Annotated in this window: 12 protein-coding genes and 1 tRNA gene; 4 read left to right on the forward strand and 9 right to left on the reverse strand. The window is 46.2% G+C overall.

The annotated features are described in order from the left end of the window. The first annotated feature begins 13 nt into the window (after positions 1-13). The gene (locus H1A11_RS10015) at positions 14-367 is read left to right on the forward strand and encodes a nuclear transport factor 2 family protein (protein WP_004308780.1); all 354 of its coding nucleotides are present in this window, start codon (positions 14-16) and stop codon (positions 365-367) included. A 284-nt stretch (positions 368-651) separates the two neighbouring features. On the opposite strand, the gene H1A11_RS10020 is transcribed toward H1A11_RS10015, so the two are convergent. The 4 genes from H1A11_RS10020 to H1A11_RS10035 all read right to left on the reverse strand — a co-directional run bounded on the left by H1A11_RS10020 (position 652) and on the right by H1A11_RS10035 (position 2968). After that, positions 652-804 carry a hypothetical protein gene (locus H1A11_RS10020; RefSeq protein ID WP_005786088.1) on the reverse strand — a complete coding sequence of 51 codons (153 nt, stop codon included), beginning with the start codon at positions 802-804 and terminating at the stop codon, positions 652-654. A 10-nt stretch (positions 805-814) separates the two neighbouring features. Continuing rightward, entirely contained in the window at positions 815-1327 is a 513-nt protein-coding gene (lnu(AN2), locus tag H1A11_RS10025) for a lincosamide nucleotidyltransferase Lnu(AN2) (protein ID WP_004308783.1), read from the reverse strand. A 24-nt stretch (positions 1328-1351) separates the two neighbouring features. Beyond that, complete coding sequence (gene mef(En2), locus H1A11_RS10030; protein WP_005786079.1) at positions 1352-2557, reverse strand: macrolide efflux MFS transporter Mef(En2); 1206 nt, start codon at positions 2555-2557, stop codon at positions 1352-1354. A gap of 326 nt (positions 2558-2883) precedes the next feature. After that, positions 2884-2968, reverse strand: a tRNA-Ser gene (locus H1A11_RS10035). 553 nt (positions 2969-3521) lie between these two features. Here H1A11_RS10035 and pflB point away from each other — a divergent pair. Further along, positions 3522-5750, forward strand: a complete 2229-nt coding sequence (gene pflB / locus H1A11_RS10040) for a formate C-acetyltransferase (protein WP_117600363.1) — start codon at positions 3522-3524, stop codon at positions 5748-5750. A 1-nt stretch (position 5751) separates the two neighbouring features. Further along, positions 5752-6477, forward strand: coding sequence for a pyruvate formate-lyase-activating protein (gene pflA, locus H1A11_RS10045; protein WP_181757158.1), 726 nt, complete (start codon positions 5752-5754; stop codon positions 6475-6477). Between the two features lie 68 nt (positions 6478-6545). Here the strand turns inward: pflA and H1A11_RS10050 are convergent, their stop codons facing one another. The 4 genes from H1A11_RS10050 to H1A11_RS10065 form a co-directional block, all read right to left on the reverse strand. Next, a complete protein-coding gene (locus H1A11_RS10050; protein ID WP_181757159.1) occupies positions 6546-8750 on the reverse strand; it encodes a glycoside hydrolase family 3 N-terminal domain-containing protein in 2205 nt (734 codons plus the stop codon). A 30-nt stretch (positions 8751-8780) separates the two neighbouring features. Further along, the gene (locus H1A11_RS10055) at positions 8781-11243 is read right to left on the reverse strand and encodes a glycoside hydrolase family 3 protein (RefSeq protein WP_181757160.1); all 2463 of its coding nucleotides are present in this window, start codon (positions 11241-11243) and stop codon (positions 8781-8783) included. 176 nt (positions 11244-11419) lie between these two features. Further along, positions 11420-12748: a porin family protein gene (locus H1A11_RS10060; RefSeq protein WP_034522673.1), complete on the reverse strand. Its 1329-nt coding sequence runs from the start codon at positions 12746-12748 to the stop codon at positions 11420-11422. Continuing rightward, the gene (locus H1A11_RS10065; protein ID WP_005831669.1) at positions 12749-13297 is read right to left on the reverse strand and encodes an RNA polymerase sigma factor; all 549 of its coding nucleotides are present in this window, start codon (positions 13295-13297) and stop codon (positions 12749-12751) included. It lies immediately after the preceding gene. A gap of 181 nt (positions 13298-13478) precedes the next feature. On the opposite strand from H1A11_RS10065, the gene H1A11_RS10070 reads away from it, so the two are divergent. Then, positions 13479-14183: a NigD-like protein gene (locus H1A11_RS10070; RefSeq protein ID WP_005831671.1), complete on the forward strand. Its 705-nt coding sequence runs from the start codon at positions 13479-13481 to the stop codon at positions 14181-14183. 87 nt (positions 14184-14270) lie between these two features. Here the strand turns inward: H1A11_RS10070 and H1A11_RS10075 are convergent, their stop codons facing one another. Next, on the reverse strand, positions 14271-16808 hold the full coding sequence (locus H1A11_RS10075) for a glycoside hydrolase family 2 protein (protein ID WP_181757161.1): 2538 nt from the start codon (positions 16806-16808) through the stop codon (positions 14271-14273). Between the last annotated feature and the right edge of the window lie 68 nt (positions 16809-16876).

The raw sequence follows: 16876 nt of genomic DNA on the forward strand, positions 1-16876 counted from the left end.
GAATTTATAAAAAATGAAGCCTAAAGAAGTTTTGGAAAAATGGATAGATTGCTTTAACAAAGCAGATGCTTATCATATAGCAGAGCTGTATGCTACTAATGCAGTAAATCATCAAGTCGCAAACGAACCAATAATAGGTAAAGAATCAATCTACAAAATGTTTGTGAATGAATTTGCCACTGCTAAAATGGTTTGTATGGTGGAAAATATTTTTGAAGATGGCGAATGGGCTATCATGGAATGGAAAGACTCTCTTGGACTTCGTGGATGCGGATTTTTTCATGTAAAAGATAACAAAATCGTCTTTCAAAGAGGGTATTGGGATAAACTTTCATTCTTGAAGCAACACAATCTTCCAATTGAATAAGTACTATCAGAATACGGACTGGGAAATTGAAATACCCAGTCCGAGTTATATAATGAATTTTACTTGTTAAACTATTTAAAGTCAGTTGGATAACAAACCATACCTTTCACATTCTCAGTAGCTCCAGGTATTAATTCAGCCACCATGCAATATTCATGAGAGACTTCGAAAGGAAATTCAATTCCTAAATCGATAGCCTTGCGATAGCCAAATCGAGGATAATACTCTTTATGCCCCAATACGACTGCTGTGCCGTAACCCAAAAGTGCTGCCCTCTGATGGGCTTACTGAATCAACATCCCCCCCCCAATTCCCTTACGCTGGAATTCCGGCAAGACTGCCAATGGAGCTACACTCAGGGATGTGACAGACTGGGTGTCACTGTCTATCTTTACTTCTGTAAGTAAGATATACCAGACAATTTGTTTTTCTGTCATTTTCTTGTTCTTATCTAATTGTTAGGCTCATTGTTGTTATACATTGTTTAATTATAGATAAATCGTGAATATCCTTCTCTCTTAAATCGTAGCCCGAATGGAATACTTGTTGCCCTTTTGCAGAAATGCAAGGGATGCTTCTGCCTTCAAAGACTGCTGTTCCAAAATAGTCCGGTTGAAATTCATACCAGCCTCCATCCAAGTCGGCTTGTTTGGAAGTGCCGTCCGCATTCAAGACAAAAGGATGGATATCAATATAGCCTAATTCTTTGCTATACAGTTCCACACGGGTGGGCAACCAATTTGTTTCAATTTGATATCCTCTCTCCTGCAAAAGATCAAGGAGTTGGTCTGTATAATTGGCATCAAAATCAATGTCAATATCTCTATGCAAGCGGGTTTGCTGTCCGTACAAGACATCCACTCCCCAGCCTCCATCCAACCAAAACTGCATGTCCAGGCTTTCCAACAAGTCCAAAACTTGAAATAACTCTGTAATCGTAGTGTGTTCTTTCTTTGTCATATAATAATTCTTTAATAAATAATACTATGCGTAATTATCCAACTGCTTGATTGAAGAAATAAAATTTGCACCCACTCCAATCAGAAAGATAACCCATCCGCTGATCATAAAGACGGATGTGATACCCCATGCTTCCACCCAATATCCTGAAGCTACGATACCCAGCATTGATGGAAAGGTACTCAAACTAAAGATGAGAGAAAAAGTCCGTCCAAGCATGTCCGAAGCCAAGTTCTGCTGAATAATAGCGATGAAAAGCGCATGGTAAATGGAATAGGCTATGCCTCCTGTAAATGTTAGGCAAACAAAACCTATAAATGCGCTTGATGGTAAATAACTGGCGCTAATCAGATACAATCCCAATATCACATAAGCCGTATGCATCACTAATGTTTGCTTGCTTTTCAAAGCCTTACAGGCAAGTACTAAACCGCCCAACAATGCCCCTGAGCCCCAACCCATTTCCACAACTCCCATTTGCAAAATGTTTCCGTTGAAATGCAGAAGCGTCATAAAAGGAAATAACGTAAAAACAGGCATAAGGACAAAAGTCACCAGCGTAAAGCATACGAATAAAGGCAAAATGCCCATTGTACGCCGCAAGGTATGCCAACATTCCGTCAGTTCTTTTTTGAAATCTGGAAGAACTTTCGTTTTTTGAAGAGAAGGAATCTGGACACAAAGTAAGGTCAGACAAGCAGCAACAGCTCCGATCACATCTATGAGCAGAATATACTGTATGGGAAGCCAAACAACGAGGCTTGCCCCTACAACGGGAGCTATCACCTCACTGAAGGATTGAATGGAATGGTACAAACCTGATACCCTGACAAGATGGTGCTTGGGAACCAGTAGAGGGATGCTTGCCTGTAAAGCAGGTGCATGAAACGTACTGCCTATTGAACGACAAGCAGTCAATAGATAAAAAAAAGAAAGGTCTTTATAACCCTTGGTTATCACAATAAAAAGACATAGGGTACAGAACGCGATGAACAAGTCCGAATAAAACATCGTTTTCTTTCGATTCCATCTGTCAACATAGACCCCGGCAAACAAGCCTAATACAAATTGTGGTAAAAATCCAGCTAAAATAGCCAGAGATAAAGCTGTCGGGGATTTAAATTCGTTGCTAATCCAAAAAATAATGGAGAAGCCAACAATCGTACTTGTTAAAATAGATATGAGTTGGCCTATTCCTATCACGGCCAAAGTTGATTTCCAATGATTCATTGTGCTAATATTTCATGCGTTTATAGATAAGTACTTTCGTACATTAAGCAAAACGAAATTCTATCCACACAAAAAACTTGTATTATAATCCACTCCTGACGTTGGAATACAATAACAAATACTTTCAGGACGATGTAAAGTCCTGAAAAATCAAACTGAATGGATAGATAAATATTAGTCTTTTCTCATCGGATTCTTTTAATATCGCTACTCTTTTATTATGTAGTGGTTGTATTATCTTAAATAAAACAAAAACACCGACTTTACATTCTTGGGTGTAAAACTGGGTGTTTGTTTTGCAATCTGCTGATTTTCAGCGTTTGTTGCGGAGAGACAGGGATTCGAACCCCGGGTGCCTCGCAGCACAACGGTTTTCAAGACCGCCGCAATCGACCACTCTGCCACCTCTCCAAAACTTCTTTTTCAGAAGTGCTTTTCTTTTAAAGCGGTGCAAAGATACAAATCATTTTTTATTCTACAAACTTTTCTGCACAAAAACAGAGCAGTTATACCAAAATTCTTGTTTATACCCACTACGGAACGAACATAACGGCATTTAGGCTGTTTGTTAAAATTTATCAATGGCAAGATAATATTTTATAACTTACTGAATATCAGTATGCTTACAAAGAGTCACATTCAGTATACGATTGAACCCTATTCAGTATACGACTGAATGGCATTCACTATACGACTGAATTAGGTTCAGAATACGACTGTTCTTAAACCTACATTATTTGTAAATAATGCAGATTATTATCCGATTCTTGTTTCTGTTCGTAAACCACATATAAAGAAAGTATTAGCATCTCTACTCCCCCGGACATTCACTACCTAATAATAGTTATTTTATGCTGTTCAACATAAAAAGGGGAATCTCTCTTATAAAATTACGGAATTTATTCAGTATTTTTGCGCGCTCTAAAGGATAACATTATCTAACCTACTAACAAAAACAAATTTTATGGAATTGAACAAAACCTTTACCAATGGGCTTTGGAGCAAAGAAATCAATGTCAGTGATTTCGTCAGTAAAAACATCGCACCCTATACTGGAGATGCATCTTTTCTGCAGGGACCTACCGAACGTACCAAACGTATCTGGGACATCTGTCTGAAAGCTCTCGAAGAAGAAAGAAACAACAATGGCGTCCGTTCACTGGACAATAGCACCGTATCTACCATTACTTCTCATAAAGCCGGATATATTGATAAGGACAATGAACTCATTGTCGGTTTGCAGACCGATGAACTGTTGAAACGTTCCATCAAACCTTTCGGAGGCATCAACGTGGTAGCAAAAGCATGCCGTGAAAACGGAGTGGAAGTGGACGATAAAGTAAAAGACATCTTCACCCATTACCGCAAAACACATAACGACGGCGTATTCGATGTATATACCGAAGAAATCCGTTCCTTCCGTTCATTGGGATTCCTGACCGGTCTTCCCGACAACTATGCCCGCGGACGTATCATCGGTGACTACCGTCGTCTGGCACTCTACGGCATCGACCGACTTATCGAAGCCAAGCAGGAGGACTTGCGTAACCTTACAGGCCCGATGACCGAAGCACGTATCCGCCTGCGCGAAGAAGTGGCAGAACAAATCAGAGCCTTGAAAGATATCAAAGTAATGGGTGAATATTACGGGCTTGACCTCAGCCACCCGGCTACATCTGCCCAAGAAGCCGTGCAATGGGTATACATGGCATATCTTGCTGCCATCAAAGAGCAGGACGGTGCTGCCATGTCACTGGGTAACGTATCTTCTTTCCTCGATATTTTCATCGAATACGATTTGGCTCATGGAAAGATTGACGAGACGTTTGCGCAAGAACTGATAGACCAGTTCGTCATCAAGCTGCGCATGGTACGCCATCTGCGTATGCAATCATACAATGATATCTTTGCCGGTGACCCGACTTGGGTGACCGAAGCCATTGGCGGCCGTTTCAACGACGGACGCGTGAAAGTCACCAAGACTTCTTTCCGCTTCTTGCAGACGCTATACAACCTCGGTCCTTCTCCGGAACCGAACTTGACCGTATTGTGGAGTCCCGAACTGCCGGAAGGTTTCAAGGATTTCTGCGCCAAGGTTTCCGTAGATACCAGCTCCATCCAGTACGAAAACGACAACCTGATGCGTGAAGTGCGCAACTGCGACGACTACGGCATCGCCTGCTGTGTATCATACCAAGCCATCGGCAAACAAATCCAGTTCTTCGGCGCACGTGCCAACCTTGCCAAGGCCCTGCTGCTCGCCATCAACGGTGGACGTTGCGAAAATACCGGAACTGTCATGGTGAAAGGTATTCCCGTATTGACCGGTGAGACACTGAAGTTTGAGGAAGTTATGGCCAACTACAAGAAGGTACTGACTGAAATAGCCCGTGTCTACAACGAGGCCATGAATATCATCCACTACATGCATGATAAGTATTATTATGAGAAAGCCCAGATGGCATTCATCGATACCGACCCACGCATCAATCTGGCATACGGTGTTGCCGGCCTTTCCATCGCCATAGACTCACTGTCTGCCATCAAATACGCCAAAGTCACTGCACGCCGCAACGAAATCGGCCTGACCGAAGGTTTCGACACTGAAGGTTCATTCCCCTGCTTCGGCAATAATGACGACCGTGTGGACCACCTGGGAGTAGACCTCGTTTACTATTTCAGCGAAGAACTGAAGAAGCTGCCCGTCTACAAGAATGCCCGTCCCACCCTTTCTTTGCTGACCATCACATCCAACGTGATGTACGGCAAGAAAACCGGCGCCACTCCGGACGGACGCGCCAAAGGTGTTGCCTTTGCTCCGGGTGCCAACCCAATGCACGGACGTGACAAGAACGGTGCCATCGCTTCCTTGAGCTCCGTAGCCAAATTGCGCTACCGCGACTCGCAGGACGGCATCAGCAATACGTTCTCCATCGTCCCCAAATCACTGGGCCCGACACCGGAAGAACGTGTAGAGAACCTGGTAACCATGATGGACGGCTACTTCACCAAAGGTGCCCACCATTTGAACGTAAACGTACTGAACCGCGAAATGCTGGAAGATGCCATGGAACATCCTGAAAAGTATCCGCAACTCACCATCCGCGTTTCCGGCTATGCCGTGAACTTCGTGAAGTTGAGCCGCGAGCATCAGTTGGAAGTCATCAGCCGTTCATTCCACGAAAGGATGTAATATGATAAACGTACACTCTTACGAAAGTATGGGAACATTCGACGGGCCGGGTCTCCGGCTCGTCGTTTTCCTGCAAGGATGTCCGTTCCGTTGTCTGTATTGTGCCAATCCGGATACGATTGATGTAAAAGGAGGTACTCCCACCACTCCGGAAGAAATCCTGCAAATGGCTATCAGCCAAAAGGCATTCTTCGGGAAGAAAGGAGGCATTACCTTCTCCGGCGGTGAGCCTACCCTGCAAGCAGAAGCGCTGATTCCTCTTTTCAAGGAACTGAAGGCAAACGGCATCCATATCTGCCTGGACAGTAACGGAGGCATCTGGAATGAAAAGGTGGAAGAGCTCTTTAGTCTGACTGACCTCGTGCTGCTGGACATCAAGCAATTCAATCCCGAACGCCACCGCACGCTAACGGGACGGAGCAACGAACAGACACTCCGCACCGCTGCCTGGCTCGAAGAACATGGGCGCCCCTTCTGGTTGCGCTACGTACTGGTTCCCGGTTACAGCGATTCGGAAGAAGACATCTGCCTACTGGGTGAAAGTTTCGGCAAATACCGGCAAATACAACGGGTGGAAATACTTCCTTATCACCGTCTGGGCGTTCACAAATACGAAGCCATGGGATGGGATTACAAATTGAAAGAAGTAAAGGAAAATACTCCGGAACAACTGGAACGGGCAGAAAAACTGTTCAAAGAGTATTTCACGAATGTGATAACCAACTAAAACAGAAAAGCAAGGCTGTCTGGAATCATATCCGGACAGCCTTGCTTTTCATTTATAGGACAAGAACCCTATTCTTCCAAGTTATAGGTAATCTGCTGTACATCATCACTACTGCCACCCACCATAAAGACGAAATCACCAGGTTCTACCATATAATTCATCTCATTGTCATAGAATCCCAGTGCATCGTCAGTTATCTGAAAAACTACAGTTTTGCTTTCACCCGCATTCAGATGAATTTTCCTGAAGCCCTTCAATTCCTTTATCGGGCGCGTAACAGACGCTACCTTATCTTGCACATACAACTGGACTACTTCCTCTCCTGCACACTTACCGGTATTAGTCACTTTTACCGATACCTCCGTATGGACGCCTGCAGCCTTGCCCGGCAGCAGTTTCAAATCAGAATATCCAAAATCCGTGTACGAAAGCCCATATCCGAAAGGATAGGCAGGCTCAGTGGAAGCATCGATATAAGATGCCTTATAGGTCTGTTTCAATGCGGTAGGGCGGCCGGTGCTCTTATTCTGATAATAAATGGGAATCTGTCCTACATGTGCAGGAAATGTCATGGGCAATTTAGCCGAAGGATTATACTCTCCCCACAACACATTGCATATGGCATTGCCGGCCTCACTTCCCAGCCACCAAGTACACAGTACCGCATCAGCATGTTCCCTTATCTCATTGAAGATTACCGGACGCCCACACATGACAAGAGCAATGACAGGTTTTCCAGTCTTTGCCAGTTCCGACACCAGCTTCTGCTGCCCCTCGGGTATGGCTATATTCACTTTGGAAGCCTTCTCGCCACTCTGACCGAATCTCTCGCCTACCGCCACAACAATGACATCCGAAGCCTCAGCAGCCTGCAATGCTTCCTGCAATCCGGTCAACTGATTGCTCTTCATATCATAGCCTTCAGCATAGTTCACCTCCAGTCCTTTCCGGACCAGTGCATCATACAAGGTCACCACTTTGCTCCGGTCCGTAGTGGCGGCCCAAGCGCCTGCCATATCGTATTGGGATTTTGAGAGTCCTCCTATCAAGGCTATCTTCCTCGTCTGTGCCGTCAACGGAAGCACGGATTCCCTATTCTCCAGCAATACAACGGAACGCTCGGCCATACGGAGCGAAGCATTGCGGACTTCGGGTGCATTGAGTATTCTGGCTGCTCTTTCCGGATTACAGTAGCGAAAAGGGTCCTCAAACAATCCCAACTCATATTTCTTCTCCAAAATACGCCGTACTGCATCATCAAGCACACTCTCCTTTACTTTCCCTTCTTGAACAAGCTCCTTCAGATAAGTCAAGTAGCAGGTACTTACCATCTCCATGTCCAGACCAGCATTCAGCGCTTTGGCTGCGGCATCTTTCTTGTCAGCAGCATAACGGTGGTTCACCAATTCCTCTACCGAATTATAATCGGACACAACAAATCCCTTAAATCCCCACTGCTCTCTCAATAGCCGGTTGAGCAAGAAATCATTGGCAGTACAAGGAATATTATTAAAATCATTGAAAGCACTCATCACGGTAGCTGCTCCTGCCTTTATGGCCGCCTTATAGGGAGGCATATAAAAATTGGCAAAGTGGCCCATTGACATATCCACACTATTATACTCCTTTCCTGCTATCGGTGCACCATATCCGGCAAAATGTTTCATACATGCCATGACAGTCGTCGTGTCCGCCAAATCGTCTCCTTGCAAGCCTCTGACACGCGCCTCCGCTACCCGAGAACCATAATAAGGGTCCTCACCGGCCCCTTCCATGACGCGTCCCCAACGTGCGTCCCACGAAATATCCACCATCGGGGCAAAAACCCAGTTCAAACCATCGGCGGCACTTTCCAAAGCATTGTAGCGTGCAGCTTCCTCAATCATGGCCAAATCGAAACTTGCAGCCTCAGCAAGCGGAAGCGGAAATCCGGTACGATAGCCGTGGATAACATCCAGTCCGAAAATTAAAGGAATGCGCAAACGCGATTGCAAAGCAAGCTCTTGATAACGGCGTATATCCTTTACTCCTATCACATTCAGCATAGAGCCTATTCTGCCTTGCCGTACGTATTCTTCCTTAGGAATATTTCCACCGTCGGGTCCGGTAAAATTCCCCCGGTAGGTGCATTGTGCAAGCTGGCCTATCTTTTCGTCCAGCGTCATCTGCTTCATCAAGCCTGAGATGAATTTCTCCTTCTCCGTAGTTTGTGCCAAGGTAAAGGTGTTACCAAGTCCCCACAGACAAACCATCAGTATTATTATCTTTTTCATACCACCATTCTTGTTTTGATATTTATTTTATCATAAAACAACAGTTGCCTTCAATGGCAAATCAGCCGAAGAAGGACCTGCCAGAATCTCAAAAGTCCCCTTTTCCACTACAAACCGATGTGATTCCACATCATAGTAGGCAAAGGCTTCCTCATCCAGCAATATCCGGATGCGCTTGGTTTCCCCCTTCTTCAAGTAAACCTTATCGTAGCCTTTCAACTCCTTCAATGGACGCGGAACAGAACATTCCACATCCCGCACATATACCTGAGCCGCTTCTGCAGCATCCATCTTTCCGGTATTCTTGATGTCAAAGCTTACCGTAACCCGGTTTCCACCCGTCTTCTCAACACTCAGATTACTGTATTCAAAACTACTGTATGACAGTCCATACCCGAAAGGATAGAGCGGCTGTTTTCCATTCCGGTCATATCCCCTATAACCTACAAAAACACCTTCGGCATACTGCACCCGTTTATGAGGTACATTGCGATTGTCATAATAATTACCATATACCGGATTATCTTCCCATTTTTCCTCGATGCTGACTGGCAGTTTGCCACTTGGCGAAAGCTTGCCCGTAATGATTTCGGCAAGGGCCTTTCCACCCTCCTGCCCCGGATACCATGCCATCAAAATAGCTTGTACATTCTGCCCCCAATTGCGGAAATCTATTCCACCTCCGGCATTCACCACCACAGTCACATTATCATGAAGTGAAGCCACTTTATTAATGAGATATTCCTGCCCGTATGACAATGCAAACGGACGGTCGAACCCTTCACCTTCTGTACTGCTGTTGAACCCGGCACATACAATAACATTCCTGGCATGCTTCAGTGAAGAGGCCAAACGCTCCTCATCCATCATTCCTGCCTGGAAACTGACAGTCGCCTCACCCACATTATCAAAATATTCAATACGCAACCGGTATATCTCCCCTGCACTGACCTGCATAAATGCACTGCGGGTACTGAATGAATGGTTCCCCCAATCTCCGGTAATCAGCTTATCGTTTACAAACAGACGGTATCCGTCATCGCCAGCCAGCTGGAACTTGACAGTTCCATCCTTGTCAGCCTTGTAAACTCCCGTCCAACGGGCAGAAAACTGATCTACCGGCATGCCGTCGAACGGTGCACCGTATTTCCAGGCATGGTCTATGGCAGGCTCTATGGCAGCTTGAAAGAGTTCTCCGGTAAGATTACGAGTATTATAATATTCGCCCTTAAAACCGTTTTGCGTAAAACTGCCATCCGTATAAATCTGTTGGGACATATCCTTATAAAGAATGCTGTCAGACAGCAGCTCTATCTGTCTGCCGCCCTTCAACTGAACCATACCGTCATAGAGTGACACTACCGAATAAGGGGTGACAAATCCGCTTCCTCCTCCTGTGGGAATAATATCGGCATTAGGCCCGATTACCAATGTTCTACCGTTCCGGTAAGGCAACGTACCGTTATCATTTTTCAATAAGACTACTCCTTCTCTCGCCAAGTCAAGTGCAATTTCCTTAGACTGTGCATTGTCTTTATCGATAGATTTATCTTCTCTCGGAGTATCAAGTGCTCCAAAAGCAATCAATGTCTGGAGTATATGCCGGACTTTGGCGTCAATGGTCTCTTCCTTCACGATACCATTCTCTATTGCCGGAATAAGAATTTCCCTGGTCATGAATTTACCGACGGGCATTTCCAAATCCAACCCTCCATTAGCGGCTCCCACACCGGAATATACAGATGTCCAGTCAGACATCAGGATACCTTTAAATCCCCACTGCTTGCGTAATACATCAATGTTCAGCCAGCTGTTTTCGGTGGCATGTACCCCGTTCAGCGGATTATAGCTATCCATAACCGCCCCTACTCCTGCTTCCTGCACAGCTTTTCGGAACGCGGGAAAATAAATTTCCTGCAGCGTGCGTTCATCCACATCTGAGCTGGCATGATGTCTGCTCCACTCCTGGTTATTGGCCGCAAAATGCTTCACCGTAGCCATAACTCCCTCTTCCTGCACTCCCAAGATATATTCTTTAGCAGTTTCGCCCGTCAAATAAGGGTCTTCACCAAAATACTCATAGTTTCGCCCGCATAGAGGAGAGCGGTAGATATTGACTCCAGGCCCCAACAGAATACTTACCCCACGGGCCTTTGCATCCCGGGCCAAACCATGTCCCAGCTCTCTAGCCAACTTACGGTTCCATGTCGAAGCCGACAAGATGCCACAAGGATACAAGGTACTTTGAGTATTGTTACGTATGCCTTGCGGACCATCGGCCATCCTGATTTCGGGTATGCCAAGCCGGGGTACAGCCCGGATATAAAAAGATTTGGGACCGGAAATGTAATCGATTTTTTCTTCCAGCGTCATTTGAGAAACCAACTCCCTGGCACGCTGCTCCACCTGGGGAGTAATACACACTTGTGCTTTTGCCGTGATTGCACAACAAAGCAATAGCCCGCTTAAGGCTACTTTCTTTTTAATCTTCATTTTGTCTATTTTACTACGTGTTTGTTATATTGCCGGGCATGTCCCGACCTACTTTCTTTCTTCTCAATCAATAAAAAACCGTGTCCCTTCATCCACCAACGAAGAAACACGGCCGAAAGTTATTAAGAAAATTCTGAATCTACAAGAAAGTGGACAAAAACATGTCTGTCCTGCTATCAATAAGTAAGACGTATACCGGCCTGCAACGTAAAGTTACACGGGTTCTCCTTGCGTATAGTCTGTATCGACGAACCGTCATCAAAGAAATAAGATACTCCCGGTTCCACATACAGGCCCACCCTATTGCTTATGTTATACTGGGCACCGACAGCACCCATGACAGAAAGCTGTACCGGTTTCACAGTCTCACTCTCAGTACCAATCTTGCCATACACACATTTTTCAATGGCACCCCCCGCCGAAACGTACATCGTAAAGTTCTTTGCATCCACAAAGTTCCAGTTGGCCCGTACCGGAATGCCAATATAATGCAGCTTCTGGCTTATCTTTTCCGAGCTGCCCTCATACCTTACGTCAGAAGCAAGATAGGTATACGTCAGCCCGCTTTCCACAGAGAAACCCTTCGCCAAGTTTTTCCGCACCGAAACACCGAAACTGAGCGGTTGTTTATGGTCTATATCCGCAATTTTCTTTTCGCGTCTTTGCAGATAGGGCATACCATCCTTAAAAACCAGTTCCTGCCCGTCGGGAATAGTAACAATGCCATTGGCCGTAGAGGATAAATCTACGTTACCGCCATAAATAGGACTTCCAGGCATGTAGTCCGACATCACATTCGCTTCCCCTTCATTCGCCAATGAAAAACCTCCCGTATTTCCTACGGACAAGCCAACCGCCCATCCTTTAGTATCCCTACCAGAACTGTTTCTTTCCGGAAGATGCAGTTTGTCCCGGCCTGACGGACGATAGCGGTCTTTCCTTGTTCTCTCCGGTTCCTCTGCCTGCATTGCGGTCGCATGGTCCGTATCTTCCATTACCGGCTCTTCCGCCTGCTGCCCAATACCGACAGCCTCACCTGCAGTTTCAACCGGCAACATTTCCTCCTGCCGCTCATCGTCAACCGATATTCTGATATGTTGTGCAACCAAAGGGCGACTTGCCTCCCTATTGGGTGCCGATGCATTTCCATGTGCCCGATAGGCAGGCTCTATGGGATTAGTCCGTACAGCAGGTACCGTCTGTTCCGGCAAGACATCCGGAGCCACAGCCAAAGCAGGCACTGACGTATGCCGCATTTCATTCCCTACCGGACTCTGCAACAGCCACAGACTGACGGACGATACTGCCACCAGCAGCACAGCTGCCGCAGCCACCGCCCAGCGACGGAAAGGCATCATCCTATGCGATCCGGTTATCGGAGTTCCGGAAAGGGACAATTCCTTTTCCAACCGCTCCCATCCGGCAACCGGCAACGGTTCGGAATAGTCTTCCAGCTTGTCCTTTATCTTTTTCAACCACAATTCATCTTCCATACGTTCCTTCATTTAATCATTTCTTTTCATCCACTCACGTACTTTTGCCGCTAAAGTCGCTTTAGCACGCGTCAACTGCGAGGCAGAGGATTTTTCATTAATTCCCAATAGTCGAGCAATCTCCTTATGGGATTTCTCTTCAAAAATATATAAGTTGAATACGGTACGATAGCCGGCAGGCAGTTCACTGATAAACTGCATCAGCACCTTTTGAGGAATGACATCTATCGACGAACCTTCCGGTTCCTCATAAGCTTCGGGTGCATTCTCCAAAGCCGATGACTGATTCATCACATCATTTTTCCGCAAATACTGCAATACCGTATTCACCATTACGCGTTCCATCCATGCCCGCAGAGAGCCCTCTCCCCGCCAAGTGAACTTATCGAAAGAATCAAAAAGTTTCAGAAAACCGTCATGCATCAGGTCTTGGGCAGTCTCCCGGTCACCTGCATAACGGAGGCATACGCTGAGCATGCGTCCCGCATAGCGCTCATACAGTTCTTTGCGGGCAAGGTTGTCCCCTTGCCTACAGCGTTCTGCCAATTCCTGTTCTTCCATTCTCTCTTTTAACACGTGTTTACCTTAAAAATGCAACTGGCGCAAAAATACTGCATCAGGCAGAGAAGAAAATCATACTTTCATTTCTTTAACAATATACTACGCAGTATTTAGCTTTTCACCGCATTTTTTGAATACAAAAATAAGATTTAAACAGAAAAAGAGCTAAAACCTACCACTTATGAAGAAACTGAGAATGACATTGGCAACATCCATGCTTTTATTCCTGACTGCCATTGTATTGCAATCATGCCTGGACGATTGGGATGACAAATATGACACTTTGTTCGCCGTAGGTACGGTGAAGGTCATCGAAGGAAAAGACTACTATTTCTCACTGGACGAAGGCAGTAAACTATATCCCAGTGACACAACCTATGTTCACGACTATGCCGTAACAGACGGCCAGAGGGCTTTCATCTACTTCCGCGAACTGGAAGAGAAACTTCCAGGCTACGAATACAATGCCCAAATAAAGCACATCGAAAATATTCTGACCAAAGACATCTACTCCATGCCTGCCGAAAAGGCGGACAGTATCGGAGACGACAACATCAACGCCACGGATTTATGGATTACGGGTGAGTATCTGAACATCAAGTATCAATTCTACCACAGTAACAACGAAGATAAGAAGCACATGCTGAACCTGGTCATCAACGAAGCATCCACCGGCGAGAACGACAAACCGGATTACGTCAATCTCGAATTCCGCCACAATGCCTACAATGACAGTCAGCTCACACTGGGCACCGGACTGGCCTCCTTCAAGCTGGACAATATAGCGGAACAGCTGAAAGAGAAAAAAGGACTGAACATCCGCGTCAAAAGTCTATATGACGGTGAACGGTTCATGACCATAGACATTAAAAAAGAAAACAACTAAATCTCCTGAAAACACATTTTTCAACATCTCAATGAGAAGCGGAGTAACATTTCAATATGTTGCTCCGCTTTGTTTTTCCATAACTTATCAGAATTCATTGTTCAAGCAAGTCAGCCTCAACGAAGCGTTGAACGCTTCGGCAGACAATCGCGTCCTGACCTGTACCTGCACGCTGCTCTTCGGCTGGACATCAAAATAATTGTCGCTATATACACTTTCATTGTCAGCAACGGACAAGCATACGGCACGGGCAAACTTGTCTGTTGATACCGTCACTTCATATCCGCCTTCAATGGAACGGACTTCGGTCTGCAAATCCACTTTCGGATAATTCATATTCTTCTGCTTGTCCAGACAGTAGTTGTTATGGTACACCCTGCCCGATTTGTCCGTATAGTCTACGCGGACATATACCGTTCCTCTATCTGCCCCCTCCAGCAGCTTGGCAAGCGGTGCGGAAAAACAGACACGGCTGTCATTACCGGAAATGCCGACAGATTTGTCCCAGTGATAAACCACAGTGCCGTCGAACCGGCAGACCTGGAGCTGCAGCCGGCCGGAAGTATTCTCCAAGCGGTCGGACACTGCATATACTTTCAAATCATCCCCCTCCACTACCGGAGAAATCAGGATGTCATCATAGACCTTGCGAGTATAATAGTGCTGCGCCTTCCAGCGTCCGTAATAGTCACGGCTCGCCCAGGAAGCTACGGGCCAACAGTCGTTGTGCTGCCAGAAAAGCGTCCCCATATTATACGGCATCTGGCGGCGGTGCGACTCGATGGCCGTCTTGATGGCATCTCCCTGCAGCACATGGTTCATATAAAGGAATGCCCGGAAATCACGCGGCTTTTTATATTCATTCAATAGGTAAGTCTCAATCAGCCCGTTGGCATGGTCGCCACCACGCTGATGGGACATCATCACCTCGGAACGTATATCCCAGTCTTCGGGGTAAGGAGCATAGCGCTTGACGGAGTCGAACTCTGGAAAAGACTGAAAGCCGTACTCGCTGAAAAAGCGGGATTTCTCGCTGTCATAATCGGAAATGGGTGCTTTACCATGCCAGACACTCCAATAGTGACGGTCCCCGTCAGTAGTACCGGACATCTCTCCCTCGAATGCGAACGGAGAAGAAGGCCAATAGAAGGTTCCGGGTGCATACTCCCTGACCACCCCGGGTAAGGTGACATGATACTGCTGCCGGTACTGTGCCCAAATCTTGTCGGCATATTCCTTGTTCTGCCGTTCTATCTCGCACTTCCAGCCCCAGCCCAGCCAGGCATCCTGGCATTCATTGTTTCCACACCACAAAGCAATGCAGGCATGATTGCGCAAACGTTTCACATTGTCCACCGCCTCCTGATGGATATTATCGAGCAGGGCGCCTTCTGCCGGATACATGCTGCAGGCAAACATAAAGTCCTGCCAAATCATAATTCCATGCTCATCACACAAATCATAGAAGACATCGTTCTCATAGATACCTCCGCCCCAGACACGCAACATATTCATGTTTACACCGGCGGCATCGAGAATCGTCCTTTTATAATTCTCGGGAGCGACGCGCGGCAGGAAGTTATCCGAAGGGATGTAATTGGCTCCTTTGGCAAAAACCGGACGCCCGTTCAGCTCTATATAGAAAGTATGCCCGTCCTTATCCGGCTGATGCACCACCTTCAAAGAGCGTATGCCCACCCTTTCGGTTTTAGAGTCCAACAATTCCCCGCCTGCAATGATATCCGTACGGAAACGGTAAAGGAAAGGCTCCCCCAGTCCATTACTCCACCACAGCTTCGGCTTGTGAAGGACGAAATCAACGGTCACCCGATTGGTGCCTCGCTTCAAATCCGCTTGCCACTCGCCAAGCACTCTTCCGGTAGCCTCGTCTGTTATCGTGACCAGCACTCCGTCCATATCCTTATCGGCATCCAGCTCCACATGTCCGGCAATCACGGCCCTGCCTGCACCGACTTCCTTCTGCTCGATAAACACATCGTTGATTCTCAAATCGCTCCAAGCCCTGATATACACCGGACGCCAGATGCCGGAGGTAACCAGACGTGGGCCCCAGTCCCAGCCATAATGATAACCCGCCTTACGGGCAAAAATGCTTATCTTCTTGTTGAACAAGCCTCCGTTTTCAGACTGGTCATTGGATGCCGGATACTGGTAAGGAAGTGCATCCCATTTGGGGACGTCTATCTTTACCGGCGAATGGAAGTACACCTTCAGTATATTATTCTCCTCCCTGATGTACTGCCTAACGGGGATAGACCAGCGGCGAAACATATTGTCCGCTTTCAGTATACATTCATCATTCAAATAAACGTCAGCGTAAGTATCCAGCCCCTCGAACACAAGCTCCATATTCTCTTTCCGCATCATGTCGGCAGCAAGAGTAAAGCAAGTTTCATAAACCCAGTCTTCCTTGTCAATCCATTGCAATCCCCGTTCGTTCAACCGGAAAAACGGGTCTTCAATAATCTTGTTCTGCAGTAAGTCCGTGTGGACTACTCCCGGAACTGTAGCCGGATACCAATTGGTCAGTCTCGCCTGCCGGAATTTCCAGCCTTCATGAAGGTTCTTTACCGCTGTTTTTAGTTTCATACGAGTGTGTTTCATAGTTTTCTTTGACTACTCTAAATTACAGATAGACAAAAATACGACATTCAAAGGATACTTTATAATAT

The sequence above is a fragment of the Bacteroides sp. CACC 737 genome, assembly GCF_013874375.1.
GTDB classification, from domain to species: domain Bacteria; phylum Bacteroidota; class Bacteroidia; order Bacteroidales; family Bacteroidaceae; genus Bacteroides; species Bacteroides uniformis.